This window comes from Aureitalea sp. L0-47 (assembly GCF_026126405.1).
Lineage (GTDB): Bacteria > Bacteroidota > Bacteroidia > Flavobacteriales > Flavobacteriaceae > Pukyongia.
The window spans coordinates 165,230-185,065 of the sequence record NZ_JAFMTQ010000002.1; the positions used below are offsets into that span (position 1 = coordinate 165,230).

Annotated in this window: 19 protein-coding genes and 1 tRNA gene; 9 read left to right on the top strand and 11 right to left on the bottom strand. The window is 43.3% G+C overall.

Annotation, left to right across the window (positions count from 1 at the left end; all coding sequences use genetic code 11):
* Positions 1–24: 24 nt before the first annotated feature.
* Complete coding sequence (locus tag J1N09_RS03905; protein ID WP_265198284.1) at positions 25–720, top strand: DUF6503 family protein; 696 nt, start codon at positions 25–27, stop codon at positions 718–720.
* A gap of 17 nt (positions 721–737) precedes the next feature.
* Entirely contained in the window at positions 738–1,865 is a 1,128-nt protein-coding gene (gene chrA, locus J1N09_RS03910; protein WP_265198285.1) for a chromate efflux transporter, read from the top strand.
* Here chrA and J1N09_RS03915 read toward each other — a convergent pair.
* The 6 genes from J1N09_RS03915 to J1N09_RS03940 form a co-directional block, all read right to left on the bottom strand.
* The gene (locus tag J1N09_RS03915) at positions 1,857–2,615 is read right to left on the bottom strand and encodes a type II CAAX prenyl endopeptidase Rce1 family protein (RefSeq protein ID WP_265198286.1); all 759 of its coding nucleotides are present in this window, start codon (positions 2,613–2,615) and stop codon (positions 1,857–1,859) included. The two genes, chrA and J1N09_RS03915, sit on opposite strands and share 9 nt — an antisense overlap.
* 6 nt (positions 2,616–2,621) lie before the next feature.
* Positions 2,622–3,131 carry a hypothetical protein gene (locus J1N09_RS03920; RefSeq protein ID WP_265198287.1) on the bottom strand — a complete coding sequence of 170 codons (510 nt, stop codon included), beginning with the start codon at positions 3,129–3,131 and terminating at the stop codon, positions 2,622–2,624.
* Between the two features lie 85 nt (positions 3,132–3,216).
* Positions 3,217–5,637 carry a ribonucleoside-diphosphate reductase subunit alpha gene (locus J1N09_RS03925; protein ID WP_265198288.1) on the bottom strand — a complete coding sequence of 807 codons (2,421 nt, stop codon included), beginning with the start codon at positions 5,635–5,637 and terminating at the stop codon, positions 3,217–3,219.
* A gap of 120 nt (positions 5,638–5,757) precedes the next feature.
* Positions 5,758–6,735 carry a ribonucleotide-diphosphate reductase subunit beta gene (locus J1N09_RS03930; RefSeq protein WP_265198289.1) on the bottom strand — a complete coding sequence of 326 codons (978 nt, stop codon included), beginning with the start codon at positions 6,733–6,735 and terminating at the stop codon, positions 5,758–5,760.
* A gap of 437 nt (positions 6,736–7,172) precedes the next feature.
* The gene (locus J1N09_RS03935; RefSeq protein ID WP_265198290.1) at positions 7,173–7,772 is read right to left on the bottom strand and encodes a hypothetical protein; all 600 of its coding nucleotides are present in this window, start codon (positions 7,770–7,772) and stop codon (positions 7,173–7,175) included.
* 123 nt (positions 7,773–7,895) lie between these two features.
* Positions 7,896–8,465 carry a DUF3109 family protein gene (locus J1N09_RS03940; protein WP_265198461.1) on the bottom strand — a complete coding sequence of 190 codons (570 nt, stop codon included), beginning with the start codon at positions 8,463–8,465 and terminating at the stop codon, positions 7,896–7,898.
* A gap of 120 nt (positions 8,466–8,585) precedes the next feature.
* Here J1N09_RS03940 and J1N09_RS03945 point away from each other — a divergent pair, with 120 nt between their 5' ends.
* Positions 8,586–9,167 carry a MarC family protein gene (locus J1N09_RS03945; protein ID WP_265198291.1) on the top strand — a complete coding sequence of 194 codons (582 nt, stop codon included), beginning with the start codon at positions 8,586–8,588 and terminating at the stop codon, positions 9,165–9,167.
* Positions 9,168–9,173: 6 nt separating this feature from the next.
* Positions 9,174–9,368 (top strand): hypothetical protein, encoded by a 195-nt coding sequence (locus tag J1N09_RS03950; RefSeq protein ID WP_265198292.1) that lies wholly within the window; start codon positions 9,174–9,176, stop codon positions 9,366–9,368.
* Here J1N09_RS03950 and J1N09_RS03955 read toward each other — a convergent pair whose 3' ends face one another.
* From J1N09_RS03955 to J1N09_RS03965, 3 genes are all read right to left on the bottom strand, one after another.
* Entirely contained in the window at positions 9,369–10,970 is a 1,602-nt protein-coding gene (locus J1N09_RS03955) for a S41 family peptidase (protein WP_265198293.1), read from the bottom strand.
* A 6-nt stretch (positions 10,971–10,976) separates the two neighbouring features.
* Positions 10,977–11,402 carry a deoxycytidylate deaminase gene (locus tag J1N09_RS03960; protein WP_265198294.1) on the bottom strand — a complete coding sequence of 142 codons (426 nt, stop codon included), beginning with the start codon at positions 11,400–11,402 and terminating at the stop codon, positions 10,977–10,979.
* 77 nt (positions 11,403–11,479) lie between these two features.
* On the bottom strand, positions 11,480–12,058 hold the full coding sequence (locus J1N09_RS03965) for a HupE/UreJ family protein (protein WP_265198295.1): 579 nt from the start codon (positions 12,056–12,058) through the stop codon (positions 11,480–11,482).
* 104 nt (positions 12,059–12,162) lie between these two features.
* Here J1N09_RS03965 and J1N09_RS03970 point away from each other — a divergent pair, with 104 nt between their 5' ends.
* Both J1N09_RS03970 and J1N09_RS03975 read left to right on the top strand, forming a co-directional pair.
* Positions 12,163–12,858 carry a T9SS type A sorting domain-containing protein gene (locus J1N09_RS03970; RefSeq protein WP_265198296.1) on the top strand — a complete coding sequence of 232 codons (696 nt, stop codon included), beginning with the start codon at positions 12,163–12,165 and terminating at the stop codon, positions 12,856–12,858.
* Entirely contained in the window at positions 12,855–13,544 is a 690-nt protein-coding gene (locus J1N09_RS03975) for a T9SS type A sorting domain-containing protein (protein WP_265198297.1), read from the top strand. The genes J1N09_RS03970 and J1N09_RS03975 overlap by 4 nt, the downstream gene beginning before the upstream one ends.
* Here the strand turns inward: J1N09_RS03975 and J1N09_RS03980 are convergent, their stop codons facing one another.
* Entirely contained in the window at positions 13,545–14,957 is a 1,413-nt protein-coding gene (locus J1N09_RS03980; RefSeq protein ID WP_265198298.1) for an MBL fold metallo-hydrolase, read from the bottom strand.
* A gap of 243 nt (positions 14,958–15,200) precedes the next feature.
* Here J1N09_RS03980 and J1N09_RS03985 point away from each other — a divergent pair, with 243 nt between their 5' ends.
* The gene (locus tag J1N09_RS03985; protein ID WP_265198300.1) at positions 15,201–17,522 is read left to right on the top strand and encodes a TonB-dependent receptor; all 2,322 of its coding nucleotides are present in this window, start codon (positions 15,201–15,203) and stop codon (positions 17,520–17,522) included.
* Between the two features lie 293 nt (positions 17,523–17,815).
* Here the strand turns inward: J1N09_RS03985 and J1N09_RS03990 are convergent.
* Positions 17,816–17,899 (bottom strand) — tRNA-Leu (locus tag J1N09_RS03990).
* Positions 17,900–18,015: 116 nt separating this feature from the next.
* Here J1N09_RS03990 and J1N09_RS03995 point away from each other — a divergent pair.
* Both J1N09_RS03995 and J1N09_RS04000 read left to right on the top strand, forming a co-directional pair.
* Entirely contained in the window at positions 18,016–18,957 is a 942-nt protein-coding gene (locus tag J1N09_RS03995; RefSeq protein WP_265198302.1) for a ribose-phosphate pyrophosphokinase, read from the top strand.
* 167 nt (positions 18,958–19,124) lie between these two features.
* Entirely contained in the window at positions 19,125–19,784 is a 660-nt protein-coding gene (locus J1N09_RS04000; RefSeq protein ID WP_265198303.1) for a 50S ribosomal protein L25/general stress protein Ctc, read from the top strand.
* Positions 19,785–19,836 lie beyond the last annotated feature (52 nt).

Consider the following 19,836-nt stretch of genomic DNA (forward strand, 5'->3'; position numbering starts at 1 on the left):
TTAGAACATGATTATTCTCAACTTATGAAATATCTGCTACTATTTACACTCTCATTTTTATGTGCCCTCCCCCTGTTTTCCCAGGAAATTAAAGGAAAAGAGCTACTTCGGAAATCTATAGAATATCACGATCCTCATAGTGCCTGGATGAAGTTCAGAGCTGAACTTTTCGTCACCATGGAGACACCTTCCGCGTCTCCAAGGTACAGCAATATAAAAATAGACCTTCCCAATGAATACTTTTATCTCAATGCCAGACGGGATACTACAGAGATCTCTTATACTATTGATAAAGGTAAATGTAAAACATCGATAATAGATTCCACTTCGATGCGCAGAATGCCTTGCGAAACAGCTAATCTGTATAAGAATTACTATACCTATCTCTATGGACTCCCGATAAAACTCATGGATCCGGGAACAGAAGTTCATGATGAGGTTACCCTAGAAGAATTCAAAGGAAAACAGTACCTCAGGCTGAAGGTCACCTATAACGAAACAGTGGGTAGTGACGTTTGGCTCTTCTATTTCGACCCAAAAACCTATGCAATGGAGATTTACCAATTCTTTAAAGGCGATCCAAAAAATGCAGGAAAGGATACTGGTGAATACATACTGCTTTCCGAAGAAAAGATTGTAAATGGTATTAAGATGCCTAAGGTACGGGCGTGGTATTATAACAAGAATGATGAGTACCTAGGGACGGATATACTTAACTAAATAGCTTCGGAAGGGTTATGGATAGTAAAAATCGATTGCTTGAAGTTGCTGGATTATTCTTTAAACTGGGGTGTTTTGCCTTCGGAGGTCCTGCTGCACACATAGCCATGATGGAGGACGAAGTAGTGACCAAAAGAAAGTGGATGACACGAGAACACTTTTTGGATCTAATGGGTGCTACCAACCTCATTCCGGGACCGAATTCCACGGAAATGACCATGCACTGTGGCTATGAACGAGCTGGCATCAGAGGGTTATTTGTTGCCGGTAGCTGCTTCATTTTTCCAGCTGTTGTGATCACCGGGTTTCTCGCCTGGTTGTATGTGAAATATGGGACACTTCCCGAGGTGGAGCCTTTTATCAAAGGTATTCAGCCGGCAGTTTTGGTTATTATTCTGGCCGCAATTATTAAGCTTGGCAAAAAAGCCATCAAGAATATCGAATTAGTCATTATCGGAGTCCTGGTGTTAGTTGCCAGTCTGTTTGGTGTAAACGAGATCTTAGCGCTACTGGCTGGCGGTGTTGTTGGTGGGTTTTACTTTTTTCTGAAGCGCCAAAGTTCATCTGCCGGGATCTTTTCTCCCTTATTTCTTTTTTTTATTTCTGAAGATGTCATTCAGAAGCTAAGTACACTCCAGATCTTCTGGACCTTTCTGAAGGTTGGATCTATACTTTACGGGAGCGGGTATGTGTTGTTTGCCTACCTGGATGCCGAATTAGTTAGTAATGGATGGCTAACCAGACCAGAGTTGATGGAAGCAATAGGAATAGGACAGTTTACACCAGGACCCGTGCTCTCCACCGCGACATTCATAGGTTATCAACTAGGTGGATTCTTGGGAGCCTTAGCTGCTACCGCAGGAATATTTCTACCTTCATTTTTATTCGTACTGATCCTAAATCCCCTAATCCCAAGAATGCAGAAATCTAAGATTCTAAGAGGTTTTTTAGACAGTGTGAATGTAGCAGCCGTAGCCGTAATGCTCGCTGTCCTATTTGTTATGGGAAAAGAAACCTTAATGGATTGGAGAAGTATAGTCATTACCGTAGTCTGTGCTATACTTGTTTTTGGGGTAAAAAAATTCAGTTCTATCTGGGTTGTTCTGCTAGGACTCATCCTGGGGTATCTTCTTCACTTATTGTAATAAGGAAAACAAGGAATCGTTGTTGAAATAATAATAGTCCAGGAGCAATACCAGGAGATTGTGGATAAAATGCACCAGCATTCCTAACCACAACGTTCGGTATTTATAACGCAAGTAACCTAGCACCAATCCGAAGGGAAAGATCCAAAGCACGGATATAAACGAAAAATGAACCAGGGCAAAGATCAGGGCCGTGGCGATGATAGTAACTCGCGGACTTGTAACATTCAGTAGCTGGTTAAATAAATATCCTCGAAAGGCGAGTTCTTCGAAAACCGGGGCGACGATCGCAATAAAGATAAAGGCCCACATGAAAGCATTCTCATATCCAATATAATCGAAGAACATATTGTAATCCTCTTCCATCAGGCTAATATTCAACCAGGATATTCCGTAGTAAACAATAGCCGCAGTGAATACCGGAAAGACTATTGAGAAGCCCAGGTTCTTCCAATTGATATATTTTACACTGTAGAGCTTTAGTATCCTGCTGAAGTCCATCAAACTGAACATTATGGTAAGCAGGACAAAAACAGACTCCAGAACGATCTCTGTGATAAGGCTATCACTCTCAAGATAGATCACATAGGAAACAATGGAATAAACGAGGAAAATGATGTAAAAAATAATGATCTGTCGGATACTCTGCTTTTCGGTTTCTGAAGTATCCAAACGGCGTTTACTACCGCAGCTGCCACAAAACACATCGGTAGGCTCTAGTACAGCCCCGCATTTGGCGCACTGTTCCATTTACACCTATTGATTTTTACGAAGTTGTAAGGCAGAATTGATCCCTTTCCCCAGGAACCCGATGATAAGCGCCTTCATGATGATCCCCCTGTAGATGGTTTCCGGGTCTACGATGGCATTGATCACCAAGGTAGTTAAGTAGACCAATAGTCCGAGTACCATAGCGATGAGCGGCTTCTGTTGTGACCAGTATGCAAGGGCAAGGTAAACGATAGATAGAATGCCTGAAGCTATCAAAGTTGCTGAATCATCCATCACAAAGAAGTAAAACAATCCTGAAAGAAAGGAAATTCCGGCAATAACAAGTAAGATGATTCTACCCGTTTTTAGCTCTTTTTTAGCGAACTGCTGCTTACGCTGATTAAGCACACGGTCCGCATGAAACTTCGATTTCTCACTTTCGGTTCCCCGTTCCGGGAAGCCACAACTAACACAGAATATTTTATCCGTTGCGATAATAGTATCGCACTGTGAACAATTGATCGCTTCTTCGGCCCGGCTAATAAGTTCTTCCATGTGAATTGATAAAGAGCTAATATAATTGAAAGTATAAAAAAAGGAGGGTTCTTACCCTCCTTTTTCATAATTAATAACACTTAAATTAAGAACCACACATTAAGCAGTCATCGTCTTCTGCATCGCGCGATTTGGCTAGCATTTCACGTAATTCCTGTGGCGTGAGTGGTTTATCAGACGCCGCCGAAGTAGCGTCCACACTGGCTTCTGCAACAGCAGCAACCGGTTCTTTTTTCGCTTCGTTCTTCAAGGTGAACTTGATCGCATCCACGGCACTCTTGGTACGCAAATAATACATACCCGTCTTCAGGCCGCTCTTCCAGGCATAGAAATGCATGGAAGTGAGTTTTGCGAAATTAGCATTCTCCATAAAGAGGTTAAGCGATTGAGACTGATCTATGAAGTACCCTCTGTGACGAGACATATCGATAATGTCCTTCATACTCAATTCCCAAACAGTTTTGTATAATTCTTTTAATTCCTGCGGAATCACATCCACATCCTGGATGGATCCGTTGGCACGCATGATCTCTTCCTTGAGGTCGTCGTTCCACAAGCCGAGATTAACCAGGTCTTCAAGCAAGTGCTTGTTCACCACGATAAACTCTCCCGAAAGTACTCTTCGGGTGTAGATGTTTGAAGTGTACGGCTCGAAAGCTTCGTTGTTTCCAAGGATCTGCGAAGTAGAGGCCGTTGGCATTGGTGCTACCAACAAAGAATTGCGAACCCCATGTTTCTTGACATCTTTGCGCAGTTTGGCCCAATCCCATCGGCCACTTAATTCTTCATCCTTTATGCCCCAAAGATTATGTTGGAATTCACCATTGGAAATAGGAGACCCCTTATAAGATTCATAAGGACCGTCTTGCTTAGCCTCCTCCATAGAAGCAGTAACCGCCGCAAAATAAAGGGTCTCGAATATTTCCTGGTTTAACTTTTTAGCCTCATCACTGGTGAAAGGCAGTCTTAATAATATAAAAGCATCTGCCAATCCCTGAACACCTAAACCTACGGGCCGGTGACGGAAATTGGAATTTTTCGCCTCGGGTACCGGGTAGTAATTTCGGTCGATCACCCGGTTGAGGTTCTTGGTAACTCGCTTGGTAACGCGGAACAATTCCTTGTGATCGAATTCCCCGTTCTTAACGAACATGGGTAGTGCGATAGAAGCGAGGTTACAAACCGCCACTTCATCTTCAGAAGTGTACTCAAGGATCTCAGTACAAAGGTTAGAAGAACGAATAGTACCAAGATTCCTCTGATTGCTCTTACGATTCGCAGAGTCCTTGTACAACATATAAGGTGTACCGGTTTCGATCTGTGACTCGAGGATCTTCTCCCAAAGTTCTCTCGCTTTTATGGTTTTTCGACCTTTCTCTTCAGACTCGTACTTAGTGTACATTGCTTCAAACTCCTCGCCGTGAGTGTCGAACAAGCCGGGACATTCGTTCGGACACATCAAGGTCCAGTCACCATCTTCCTGGACACGTTTCATGAACAGATCCGGGATCCACATGGCATAGAAAAGGTCACGTGCCCGCATTTCTTCCTTTCCGTGGTTCTTTTTCAGATCGAGGAAATCGAAGATATCGGCGTGCCATGGCTCTACGTAAATAGCGAAAGAGCCTTTTCGCTTCCCACCACCTTGGTCAACATAGCGCGCGGTATCGTTAAACACACGAAGCATGGGAACGATTCCATTGGAGGTTCCGTTTGTCCCTGAAATGTACGATCCGGTTGCCCGGATGTTGTGTATGGACAATCCAATACCTCCGGCAGATTGTGAGATTTTCGCCGTCTGCTTCAGTGTGTCGTAGATACCGTCTATGCTGTCTTCTTTCATCGTAAGCAGGAAGCAAGAAGACATCTGTGGTTTGGGGGTACCACTATTAAACAAAGTAGGTGTAGCGTGCGTAAAGAACTTCTTCGACATTAATTCGTAGGTCTCTTTAGCAGCCGCCAGATCGTTCAAGTGAATCCCCACTGAAACGCGCATCAGCATATGCTGCGGGCGCTCCACGATCTTACCATTTAATTTAAGCAGGTAGGAACGCTCAAGGGTTTTGAATCCGAAGTAATCGTATCCAAAATCCCTGTTGTAGATAATGGTAGAATCTAGTTCTTCCGCATTATCCCTAATTATTTTGTATACCTCATCACTCAATAAAGGGGCCTTTTTCCCGGTACGTGGATTGACGTATTCATACAGATCCGTCATCACCTCGGAAAAACTCTTCTTGGTGTTCTTGTGAAGGTTAGATACAGAGATACGCGCGGCCAACCTTGCATAGTCGGGGTGTGAGGTCGTCATGGTTGCAGCAGTTTCGGCGGCGAGGTTATCCAGTTCACTGGTAGTTACTCCGTCGTACAAACCTTCAATCACACGCATAGCAACTTTTACGGGATCGACGAGGTCGTTCAATCCGTAGCACAATTTTCTCACCCGGGCAGTGATCTTATCGAACATTACCGGTTCTTTGCGGCCGTCTCTTTTTACTACATTCATATCAACTTACTGTTAATGAGGTTAAATGGTTATATACCGGTGCTGATGGGGAGTGCATATACACCACATTATCAGCGATATTAAAAACATCCTCGGAGACTAGTACCCCTTTTGGATATTTTAGAAATCTGCGTCGAAACTAATTTTATTCGAATCCTTGTCTTTGTTAGTAACACCTGCTTTCTGGTATTCAGAAACACGCTTCTCGAAAAAGTTGGTCTTACCCTGCAACGAGATCATATCCATAAAGTCGAATGGATTGGTTGCATTGTATTCTTTCTCGCACTCCAGCTCTACCAGTAGTCGGTCGGTTACAAATTCCAGGTATTGTGTCATGAGTTTTGCGTTCATCCCGATCAAACTAACCGGAAGTGATTCGGTAATAAACTCACGTTCTATATTAAGGGCATCCACGATGATCTCGCGAATGCGTTCCTTCGGTACTTTATTCACCAGGTGTTTGTTGTGAAGGTGTACGGCAAAATCACAATGTACTCCTTCATCCCTGGATATCAATTCGTTGGAAAAGGTCAATCCCGGCATCAGGCCGCGTTTCTTCAACCAGAATATGGAACAGAAAGCTCCCGAGAAGAAGATGCCTTCCACCGCGGCAAAGGCGATAAGGCGTTCGGCGAAACTCGGACTCTCTATCCACTTCAGTGCCCAGTCGGCTTTCTTCTTGATAGCAGGGAAATTCTCGATCGCATTGAACAGCAGATCTTTTTCCTTGTCATCCTTTACGTAGGTGTCGATGAGCAAAGAGTAGGTCTCACTATGGATGTTTTCCATCATGATCTGGAACCCGTAGAAGAATTTTGCCTCGCTGTATTGAACTTCATTCACGAAATTCTCGGCCAGGTTTTCATTCACGATCCCATCGGAAGCAGCGAAAAAAGCAAGAATATGCTTGATGAAATACTTCTCGTCATCATTTAATTTATTGTTCCAATCGGTAAGGTCCTGGTGAAGGTCGATCTCCTCGGCTGTCCAGAAACTAGCCTCGCTCTTTTTATACCAATCCCAGATATCGTGGTGTTGAATGGGGAAAATTACAAATCGATCCTTATTCTCTGCTAAAATCGGCTCTACTACGCTCATTGTCCTTCGTTTTTAAAATTTCTTGAAATTTGTGCTTACTCGGGACTAACAAATATGGAAAAAACTCACCTGAATTTCTTCAGAAATGGGAGTTGGTTTTCAACAAAGTTTTCAACACGCTGCTTTTAAAAGTGTTACTATCAAAATCTTAAAAAGAGAACTTAAATCTTTGTTTTACAACACATTAAAAAGGAGGGGTGAAGTTATAAACATTTCAGACTAATGTCCGTTGAAAAGCCCGAAAGTCGTCCGCTCCATCTGTGTTCGTTCGCGATTTACAGTGCTTTTTTGAACTAAAATTTTCAACATTGTCCGCAAAGTATCTTTAACACAGTACTGCCGGAGAAAACGCAGCTTTTGGATTTTTTTCGAAATATAGAGCACAAAAAAATCACCTTCTGGTATTGAAGGTGATTTTCAAAATTCTATAATTTATCCTATCCTAATTTATCGGCATCAAATTCATCTACCGCATCCCAGGTTTCTTCCAGGTCCATATTGGTTCCCGTCGCCTTAATGTAGAACCTGTCATCCTGCATGAACTGAATTTCACTCCTGCTTCCGTCCTTCCTGGACTCTTCCATCACTTTTTGACCGGAACGCTTGGCAGTGCGTCTTATTTTGTATTCATCCTCTTCCTCAAAATCCTGTGAGAACAGTATGCGCATACCCGCAGTGGCAGCAGCACCCATCTCCCCGGCTCCATCAATAACCTGTATTTTTAGTTTCTTTGATTTATCTTCATTCTGGTAGGTCGCTTCGATCTGAGCAATCTGCATGAAGGCAGTTTGTCCGGCCTTATATCCTGTTCGCTTCATCCCGTTGACCTCATCCGGCAACCAGGCCTTGAGCTCATCGTTCGTTAAGGGCTCCTCGTTCTTAAGATCCTCCATGTCCTCCTGTACCTTTTCCATTTCCTTTACAGCTTTTCGCGTATTGGAAACATTTTCCTTGGTCTCTTTGATCTTCTTCGATACAGGATTTTCGCAGGCGAACAATGCACCGATCACGGCTAGAGAAAGCAACAATTTCTTCATGATGTCTTTATTTTAATGGTTATGTTTACGGACTACTAATATACTAAAAGTCAAACTTTTGCACATCACTCTTCTGGGGGATTTTTCCTGAAGTTTAAACGAGGAGTTAATAAACCCGGACCACTAGTTCTCCAGCCTGTCCGCGATCTTCTCTAATTCGGCGTACCAATGCTCACCGAACTTCCTGATAAGTGCGTCTTTTACAAATTTGTACACGGGCACTCCCAATTCTTTCCCCAGCACACAGGCATCGTTACAAATAGGCCATTTGTGATAATTTACGGCTGCAAATTCACTGTAGTCATTTACACGCACAGGATAAAGATGACAGGATATGGGTTTTCTGAAATCAACCGCCCCGGCATTGTAAGCGTCCTCAATACCACAGCTGGCTATGCCTTCGGGGGTGAAGGTAACATAGGCACATTCTTTCCCGTTTACCAGAGGCGTCTCCAACTCTCCCAATGGTGTGGTGATGTGGGTTCCCTGTGCTTCAATAGCTTCGATACCTTCTTTTCTCAAGAAGGGCTTCACTTTGGGGTATATGTCCTTGAGTATTTCTACTTCGGAAGGAGTAACGGGTGCTCCTGCTTCACCTTCAATACAACATGCTCCTTTGCAGGCAGTTAGATTGCAAACGAACTCCTTTTCGAGGATATCTTCCGAAACGATGGTCTTGCCCAATTGAAACATGGTGCCAAAGATACATTCTTTCAAAATTGACCGCTTGATTTTGCCCTAAAATATTATTTCACTTATCTGTGTAAATCGAAAGTCTTTATCTAATTTTGCAGCCTTAAACCAAGGAAGGACATGACCCTGAACGCTAAAGAAATATTCACAGCCAGCATGGTGCTTTTCGCGGTGATCGATATCATCGGGAACATTCCTATTATTATCTCTCTACGTGAAAAAGCTGGGCATATTCATAGTGAAAAAGCCTCTATTATAGCCGCTGTGGTTCTCACGGTTTTCCTTTTTGTGGGGGAAAGCATCCTTAAACTTATTGGTATCAACGTAAATGAGTTTGCGGTAGCAGGTGCTTTTGTACTGTTTTTTATAGCGATAGAGATGTTGCTAGGGATCACTTTATTCAAGGATGACGGAACCGGCCCCGAAGTCGCCACTATCTTCCCGCTTGCTTTTCCCATGCTCGCCGGACCGGGTAGTTTAACCACTATACTTTCGCTTAGGGCGGAATATGAAATTCAGAACGTGATCGTTGCCATCGTGCTTAATATCATTGTGATCTACATAGTTCTGAAAACATCTGCACGCCTTCAAAAGTTCCTGGGAAAGAATGGAATTGGTATTATACGAAAGATATTTGGCGTGATTCTGCTTGCGATCGCTGTGAAACTATTCACTTCCAATATTCAGGAACTATTTAATTAACCATTTATGAAAGTAGCTATCTACATCTTTATCGCCATCGCCATCTCGCTTATAATATTCAATGCAACTAAGCTTGATTTTGAGAACCTATTCGTGGGAGATAGCCTGGTAGCATCAATAAGCATCCTGGCTTCAGCTTGCGTGATCGTGCTGATGCTTATTCTAATGGCTTCTCATAAGATCAAAAGAAAGAAGAAGTAATTATTCTTCAATGGTATCGTCCCTGGATTCCAGTTCGAGGACTTTGTTGATCATGGCATCGCCGTCGTTCAGGAAGTATTCAAAGGCATTGGGGCCGTACAATTGTTGAGCGATGTTAGCCTTCAGCGCAGTGGCCAGATCAGCATCGTAACGTCTAAGGTCGATCTGGGCTTCTTCAAAACGGGAATACGCAATAAATTCTTCTTTTAGTGATTCCGGAACCTCGTACTCTTCGGTAAATTGATTGAAGTTCATGCCGTCGAAGAAAGTTCGGTTTTTTTCAAGGTATTCAAAGATAAAATAGCTGATAAATCCACTTCTCGAAATATATTCAAGGGTCTCATTCTCTACGCTGGTATCCTTCGGAACAAATACATCCGGAATAATACCTCCGCCACCATAGACTACTTTTCCTCCGGGCGTCACGAATCGTAGCGAATCTGCCACTTCTATATTTTCAGCATCTTCCAATTCCCCGTTCTTATATCGTTTCTCGTAATCCCGATAGTAATCTCCATTTCCGTTAGCATACGGCCTCTGAATGGATCTACCTGTAGGTGTGTAATATCGTGCAATGGTTAACCGCACGGCACTACCGTCTCCCAGTGCCATTTCTCTCTGCACAAGACCCTTTCCGAAGGATCTCCGCCCAATTATGGTTCCTTTATCGTTATCCTGTAGCGCTCCTGCAACGATCTCACTGGCCGACGCGGAATTCTCATTGATCAATACGTATACTTTACCTTTTTCAAAGTCCCCTTTTCGCGTGGCAAAACTCTTGTTTTCTTCGCCATTCTTATTTTTGGTGACGAGCATTAGTTTGTCGTTCTCCAGGAATTCGTCCACCACTTTTTCAGCTGCATAGATATATCCACCGGGGTTGTTTCGTAGATCGAGGATTAGTGTTTCTATACCATCATCGGTGAGTTCGTCAAGTGCTTCGTTGAATTCATCATAAGTGGATTCTGAAAAACGATTCACCTTGATGTACCCTATCTCGTCAGTGAGCGCGTAAGAAGCATCTACACTTATCAGGGGAACTCGTTTACGCTTCAATTTGAAATCGAGCATTTTATCTTCCGAAGGCCTGTAAACAGTAAGGTTTACTTTAGAATTGATCTCTCCTTTCAAGAAGGCGGAGATGCTATCCCTGAAGAGTTCCGGACCGAACAAGGCTCTTCCGTCCGCATATAAAATGCGATCCCCCCCTTTGATCCCTGCCCTGGCGGCGGGACCTCCTTCGATGGCGCGAATCACGGCAATAGAATCTTTGTAGGGGTAAAAGCTAATACCGATTCCTACGAAGTTTCCGCGCATATCATCTGCATTGTCTTCGTATTCATCCACAGGAATATACACCGAATGTGGGTCGAGGTTTTCGAGTATGCCGTTCACGGTAACATCCACAATGCTATCCGTATTCACCTTATCCACATATTCATAGTCGATGTAATCGATAAGTCGGTTGAGTTTGTCCTTCTTCGAATTGGTGGCGAAGATCTTTTCGTTGCTGTCGTTGAAATTCAGCTTGGAACCAATGAAGACCCCGGCGGCGATAGCCACTCCTAAAAGCAAGGGTATGTATTTTCTATTGATTCCCACTTTGAATTATAATGTATCTATGTGCGTTATTGAAACGCCCGCTCTTTCTAAAAATTTCACACCGGAATTATCTTTGTACTCCTCGTGATACACCAATCTCCGTATCCCGGCCTGGTGGATTAGTTTGCTGCACTGCTGACAAGGAGACATTGTTATATACAGCGTAGCGCCTCTGCAGGACTGGGTGGAGGAAGCTACTTTCGATATTGCATTCGCCTCCGCATGCAGTACGTACCATTTGGTATAGCCCTCATCATCCTCACAAATATTCTCAAACCCGGTAGGTGTGCCATTGTATCCGTCGCTAATGATCATTTTATCTTTCACAATAAGCGCGCCAACTTGTCTTCGCTCACAATACGACAAGGCACTCCACTCTTTCGCCATTCTTAAATAGGCGATATCGTATTTGCGTTGCTTTTCCTCCGTCATCAATTAGGTGATTAGTAGCGAAATTATAGCTAAGTTACAGCTTCACAAAGCCTAAAGACGTTAAATATTTGAAAAAGTTAGAACGGCCATGTATCCACCAGCATCGGGATGGTCATTCCTATCACTATGGAAGAAATAATAAGTAGCCAGTCCCTTGAGCTAAATCTCAACATTCTTTGAACTATAAAAGTGATAAGAAGTGTGATCATAACAATGATGATCTGGGCGATCTCAACTCCCAGCGCAAACTCCAAAAGTGGGGCTACGCTATCATCTGCCTTGATCATACCGTAGTACCTCGCAAAGCCGAATCCATGGATCAAACCGAAAAAAAGTGTTACGATGAATAACATCACGCTTAGATCCGACGGCCGGCTTCGTCTCGCGTTTATGATATTATAGACTGCTGTTACGAGTATGGTAATCGGAATAAGGAACTCCACATAGGCACCGCTTACCGAAACGATGTTGTAATGTGCAAGAAGCAGTGATAGAGTGTGACCCACGGTAAAAAGAGTTACCAGAATGAGCAGTTTACGCCAGGCGCTAAAATTATAGGCAGCACATAAGGCAACCAGGAAGAGGATGTGGTCATACCCTCCAAGGTCCAGGACGTGTTCCAGTCCGAGTTTTACATATAGCCAGAAGTCGCTCATTAGCATCGGGAACTTTCGCTAAAAATACGAAATGCCGTAAAATTTTATAACTTTAAACTAGTATTTCCCCGGATTCCGTACCTTCTGAACAAAGACCAAAGGTTTTGAAAAATCTGTACTCATTATTGATCGCCGGGGTTTGTGTATTTCAAGCGCTAGCTCAAAATCCCGATCCGATTCTGTTAGACACCAACTGGTATTTGCATGAAGTAACAGTTGATGGCACCACCTATCCCTCCACCGGCGATATATTCAATCCCGGTATATTGGGTTTCGACGAGGATGAAATGTCTACCTGGATCTCGGTAAATGCATTCTTCAGTGAAGTACTATACGATCCGGTTTTGGATGAATTTGAAACCAGTATGCCGGCCTTAACACTCTTCATTTGCGATATCTATTGTGATCTTGAAGAAGTCTACCTGGAGGATTTTTACTTTAAGAACGGAGATCCACAGACGTTTAGCTATGAAATTATCTCTAATGCGCCGGGCTATCGACTGATCGTTACCGATTCCGAAGGAAATTTTGCGGTATATGGTGATACTATACTGGGAATTCATGAAAACAGGCTTGAAAATATTGGCTTTTACCCTAATCCGGCAAAGGATATATTGTATCTTTATTCTGAAGGTCAATTAATTAGCTCAGCTACTGTGTATTCGCTTTCAGGGCAGCAACTGACGGTGAAAAGTGAAAATCCGGAAGCCATAGATGTCTCTTCCCTTTCCGAAGGAATCTACTTCCTGGAGATTGTTACTGAAAGTGGGAGGGTGGTGAAGAAATTTGTTAAGAAATGAAAAGGTTAGTAACTGTAATATACATACTGCTTGCTTGCTTCGGTTGTTTTGCCCAGGATCCTCAAATAGTCGATGACTGGTATTTGGTTTTTACACAAGGTGACCTAGGTGATCCTTATTATGTTAGTGAAGTCCAACCTCCTATTTCACCGTATATTATTATTAATCAGGATTTGACTTTTGAAGGATATGGTGCATGTAATTCGTTCGAAGGAAATTTTATACATGATACGGTGAATGACTATTTGATCCTTGAGACCTTCACTCGCACTAACAATCAATGCGACTTTCCGTCTCATTCAGATTTCGAAAACAACTACTTTGGATATTTCCTGCCTGGTGAACCCTATGTCTACTATATTACCATAAGCGGAGATCTTTATATGGCTCTCACATCTGTGGGAGGATTTGAAATATTATATGCCCCGGAGCCAATTCTTTCGCGTGCAGATTTCTCTAAACCTGAGATTTCCTTATACCCTAATCCGGCAAGTGAGGTATTGAATCTTTCCATTGAAAGTCATTCTATCGAATCGATTAACATCATTTCTCTTAGCGGACAAATCTTATTATCTGAAACTGGGCCTTTCACATCTATCAACGTCTCCACCTTTTCCGCAGGGATCTACTTCCTGGAAATTAGCACCCAAAATGGCAGGGTAGTGAAGAAATTCGTTAAAAACTAACTACTTTTTCGTACTCGGACAAACCTCAGCGGTTACTGGTATCCCGGCTTCTTTAATCGCCTTGAACCCACCGGCCACATCGATGAGGTTGTGGATGCCTCGGCTTTTCAAGATAGAGGCCGCGATCACCGAACGGTACCCTCCTGCGCAATGCACATAAAAGGTCTCTTCTGAAGGAAATTCAGCCAGGTGTTCATTGAGGAAATCCAAGGGTGTTAAATGTGCATTTTCAATATGACTGGAATTGTACTCCCCCGGTTTTCGGACATCGAAAACAGGAACTTCTCCTTTTTCCAATTCGTTTTTGAAGCTTTCAGCAGGAATTGAAGAGAGCGTATCATATTCTTTGCCCGATTTTTTCCAGGCTTCGAAACTACCCTTCAAATACCCAATTGTATTGTCGAATCCAACGCGTGAAAGTCGGATTATGGTTTCTTTTTCTCTCCCTTCCGGAGTAATTAATAGAATGGGTTGCTTCACATCTCCGATCAGCGCACCTACCCAGGGTGCAAATCCGCCGTCCAGCCCAATAAATACAGACCGGGGAACATGCCCTTTTACAAAATCTCGCTGGTGACGTACATCCAGCACCAAGGCACCAGCTTCGTTTGCCGCTACTTCAAACGCGTCCGGGGACATAGCGATCGACCCCCTCTGGATCACCTCATCAATATCATCATAGCCTTCTTTATTCATCTTAACGTTCAATGGAAAGTATTGAGGTGGAGGTAACAGGCCTTCGGTGACCTCCTGAATGAATTCCTCACGCGTCATATCGGCGCGTAGAGCGTAGTTGGTTTTTTTCTGGTCGCCAAGTGTGCCAACGGTTTCCTTACTTAAGTTCTTTCCGCAGGCAGAACCGGCACCGTGGGCCGGGTAGACGATAACCTCATCTCCTAAGGGCATAATCTTGCTTCGAAGACTATCGAAAAGTATTCCCGCCAGTTGTTCCTGTGTCATATCGGCTGCTTTTTGAGCCAGGTCCGGACGTCCCACATCTCCCAAAAACAAGGTGTCTCCGCTGAAGATGGCGTGATCCTTCCCTTCGGTATTTTTCAGCAGGTAAGTGGTGCTCTCCATAGTGTGCCCCGGTGTGTGAAGTGCCGTAATGGTAATATCACCCAGTTTGAATTCCTGTCCGTCCTCAGCAATGATGGCATCGAAGGATGGATTGGCATTCGGACCATAAATTATCGGTGCACCTGTCTCTTTTGAAAGCGTTACATGTCCGCTTACAAAATCGGCATGGAAATGTGTTTCGAAAATATACTTGATCGTTGCATTATCCTCCAGTGCTCGTTCTATATAGGGTGTTATCTCTCGAAGTGGATCGATGATCGCTACTTCCCCATCGCTTTCAATATAATATGCCCCTTGTGCCAGGCATCCGGTGTATATCTGTTCAATTTTCATGACTTACTTCTGAATAGGATTGCAAAAATAAGGATTTCAACAGGGATGTTAGTAACCTGGGTTACAAAGATTAGGAAAAGTGCCTACCGGCACCGGTGAGTTTCGGGCACTGAGGACAGAATTAGCTATTATTTAACACAACAATTCAAGGTTCATGCCTCATAATAACTCTATTTTTGTTTACTTATTTTGAATTTTCATTATACGTTTTAAACAGTGAGAATAAACTCATTCATTATCTTATTGTTCTGTATAAGTACGGCTTATACCCAAACTACGGGTGATATATACGGAACTGTTGTCGATGAAAAGAACATCCCGGTTTCGGGCGCTTCAGTGTTCCTGGAAAATACGGAAACAGGTGTGCAAACAGATTTTGATGGCAACTATAGGATCACCGAAATAGTTCCCGGATCCTATAACCTGGTGGTAAGTTATCTCGGTTTTGAAACACAAACCCGTTACAATATAATCGTTAAATCCAAGGGGAACCCCGCCTATAACTTCACGTTGAAAGAAGCAGCAGAGGCGTTGGAGGAAGTAGTGATTAGCAATAAGGACAAAATCAGCAGGCCGAGGGAAACTCCTTTGTCTACTCAGACCTTGTCGGCCGTCGAGATTGCCACCTATCCCGGAAGTAATAACGATGTAGTGCAGGTAGCGCAAACTCTTCCCGGAGTATCACCTTCTATTGGCGGGTTCAGGAACGATTTAATTATCAGAGGAGGAGCACCCAATGAAACAGTGTATTACCTGGACGGGATGGAAGTTCCTAACATAAACCATTTCAGCACACAGGGTAGTGCCGGGGGTCCGGTAGGGCTGGTAAATGTTTCCTTTATCAGTGAAGTGACTTTGTCAACTTCTGCGTTTGGTGCGGAATATGACAATCCGTTGTCCGGGGTTTTACAATTCAAACAAAGAAACGGTAATAATCGGGATTTTACGGGTAATTTCAGGGTAAGTGCCAGTGAAGCCGCTCTTACAGTAGAAGGTCCATTATTCAAGAAGGGAAATGAAACTTCTAACACTACATTTCTGGCATCGGTCAGGCGAAGTTACCTTCAATTCCTATTCGAGGCAATCGGTTTACCATTCAGACCTAATTACTGGGATTATCAGTATAAGTTCAACCATAAAATAGACAGTTACAATTCCATTAGTTTGATTGGTCTTGGGTCGATAGATGACTTTTCAGTGGAAGCGCCCGCAGACTTCGATTCGGAACAGCAGGCACAACTGGAGCAGGCTCCTTTTATAAATCAGCGTACCAACGCCATAGGAGTTACCTGGCAGAACCGCTTCAAAGATGGCTCGGGATTTATGAAAACTACATTGAGTAATAACACGCTAAACAACGAGTTCACACGCTTCACAGATCCGGAGAATGAAACAGGTGTGATCTTTAACAATGATGCCGTAGAAAGTGAGACCAAACTTCGGTATGAAATCACCAAGTTCTATGGTGATTGGAAGGTAAAAGGCGGGTTCAATTCTCAATATTCGGTCTACGAGAACAATACCTCCGACCTCTTGAACGATGCATTTTTTACTACTGAAATTGATTTCGTAAAATACGGACTGTTCGCAAATGCCACACGTTCTTTTCTAAACAATAAACTGGATGTCTCCTTCGGATTTCGAATGGATGACGATTCCTTTACTAGTAAGGATAATTTGTTGTCAACTTTTTCACCGCGAGCTTCCCTTTCTTATGAGTTCAGGGAAAATTGGAAGTTCAATGCTTCGGTTGGCCGATATTTTAAGCTTCCCCCTTACACCATTTTAGGCTTCAGAAATAACGAAGGCCAATTAGTAAACCAGGATATCAGCTACACTCGCAGTGACCATTATGTAGTTGGATTACAGCATTATTTCAGTCCGTCATCCAGCATTTCCCTGGAAGGATTCTACAAGCAATACGACAACTATCCTGTTTCCGTTCGCGATGGTGTTTCATTGGCCAATAAAGGTGGTGGTTTCGAGATTTTGGGGAGTGAACCCATTGAATCCGCCGGCCGAGGTCGGACCTATGGCGCCGAACTTCAATTTCAGCAGAAACTGACAAATAATTTTTACGGCATATTCGCCTACACTTGGTTTTACAGTGAGTTTACAGGTTTCGACAGGGACGTATATCTGCCTTCTGTTTGGGACAGTCGACATTTAGTATCATTTACGGGCGGGTACAAAATAAAAAGGAACTGGGAAGTAAGTGCCCGGTATCGATTTGCTGGTGAAACTCCTTTTGTGCCAACCGATCTGGAAGCCACTTTGGAAAACTATCCGGAGGTCATCCTGGATTATAGCAGACTAGGAGAAGAAAACCTGGCAATTTTTAGTCAGCTGGATATTCGCATAGATAAAAAATGGAATTTCAACAAGTTCTCTTTCAACCTGTTTATCGAAGCTCAAAACGTCTTGTCGCAGGATAATCCCCAGCCGCCGGAATTCGGTTTGGCAAGAAATGCCAGCGGCCAAATACTTCAACCCAGGAGCCTTGTTGAGATAGAGCAGGAAGGTGGCCAGATCATCCCCAGCCTCGGAATTGTAGTGGATTTTTAGTTGTCGATCTAAGGCTGCTGGACAGTTAGCGTGGCTTGAATTGGAATCTGAATCAAGCCCGCCATGACCTTCGGGCAGGTTCAGATTGACAAATCGTATAACTTTACGCACGCTTCAATAAACAATAACAATAAAAGAATAATCAATAATCGAAGCGGGATTCATCAGCAAAGCTGATGTTCCCTTCAAGCTACGTTTGAAAACCAAAAAACAAAGTCTTCACTTCACTCAAAAAAGAAAGCGAGCTTTCTTTTTTGAAGCTCGCTCAACTTTTCTCGTTTTTTGGTTTGTTGTACCTCGGGCGGGAATCGAACCCGCACGGCCGTGAAGCCATTGGATTTTGAATCCAACGTGTCTACCAATTCCACCACCGAGGCTTAAGGGGACGGCAAAAATAAACAATTAAATCAAAATTGTTAGTAATTCGCACTTTCATTTTTACGAATTCCATAACGATAATTTTACATTTGCAACAAACCAACAATTCGTCACAATGTCCATACCTATTCCTGAAGCTAAAATCTTCCCGTGCAAACAAAGCAAGGAATTAGCACAAAACATAGCCAACGCCTTTGGGTCACCTCTGGGAAATGTAATTACCTCCACTTACAGTGATGGTGAATTCCAGCCTTCGTTCGAGGAATCTGTGCGCGGTAGCCGGGTATTTATAATTGGTTCTACCTTCCCGAATAGCGACCACCTTATGGAGATGTTACTCATGTTGGACGCCGCCAAACGTGCTTCAGCAAGACACATTACTGCTGTACTTCCCTATTTCGGATGGGCACGCCAGGACAGGAAAGACAAACCGCGCGTGCCGATTGCCGCCAAATTGGTTGCCAAGATGCTGGAAACAGCCGGAGCTACCAGGATCATCACTATGGATCTGCACGCAGATCAGATCCAGGGGTTTTTCGAAAAACCTGTAGACCACCTTTTTGCATCTACTATTTTCCTGCCCTATTTAAAAGATCTAAACTTACCCAACTTAACAATTGCCTCCCCGGATATGGGTGGTTCCAAAAGAGCCTACGCGTACTCCAAGGCAATGGAAAGTGATGTGGTGATCTGTTACAAACAAAGGGCTAAGGCAAATGTTATCTCCCATATGGAACTTATTGGGGATGTAAGCGGAAAGAATGTCGTACTTGTGGACGATATGGTAGATACCGCAGGAACACTTACCAAAGCGGCCGATCTTATGATTGAAAGAGGTGCCGTGAGCGTGAGAGCGATTTGCACCCACCCAATACTTTCCGGTAACGCATACGAGCGACTCGAGAACTCCCAATTGGAAGAGCTTATCGTTACAGATTCCATTCCGTTAAGACAGGAAAGCAACAAGATCAGGGTACTAACTTGTGCCAACCTGTTTGCCGATGTAATGACAAGGGTGAACGAGAACAAATCCATCGCTTCTAAATTCCTGATGTAGGAAGCTTACAACTTTGGTGAAGAACGCAAAGGTATTGAGGTATTTCCTGGTATCATGATTCGTGGTTCCTGACTCTTGAATCTTTAAGCCATTTCTTTCAGTCTTTTACAAAAAAACGCTACATTTGCAGCCGCTTTATCACAAAGCGATTAATTAATATTTATATAATGAAATCAATTACAATCAACGGATCTAAAAGAGAAAGCGTGGGCAAGTCGGCAACGAAAGCCTTACGTAATGCTGGAGAGGTTCCTTGCGTAGTATACGGAGGGGATGAGCCAATTCACTTTTCAGCAGAAGAACTGGCATTTAAAAACCTTGTGTATACACCAGATGTACACATGGTTGTAATTGCCTTAGAAGATGGTACCAAAGTGAACGCTATTCTTCAAGACATTCAGTTTCACCCTGTAACAGACAGAATCCTGCACATGGACTTCTATCAGACTTTCGACGACAAAGAAGTGATGTTGGAAATTCCTGTTAGAGTTACCGGTAACTCCAAAGGTGTTCGAAATGGAGGTGTACTTCGTATCGTAACACGTAAATTGAGAATCAAAGCGATTCCTGCAAATTTACCAGACTTTATTGAGGTAGATATTACTGAAATGAAGATCGGGCACAAGATGTATGTGTCTGCTATTGAAACAGAAGACTTCAAGATACTTCACCCAGACAATACAGTAATATGTCAGGTGAGAACTTCTAGAACTGCTATCGTTGATGAGATCGACGATGAGGAAGAAGAAGGTGAAGAAGGAGCTGAAGGAGCTGAAGGTGAAGAAGGAGCAGAAGCTCCAGCTGCCGAAGCACCAGCTGAAGAATAGAACCTTCACGTTAATATATTCTGAAGCATCCGTATTTCACGGATGCTTTTTT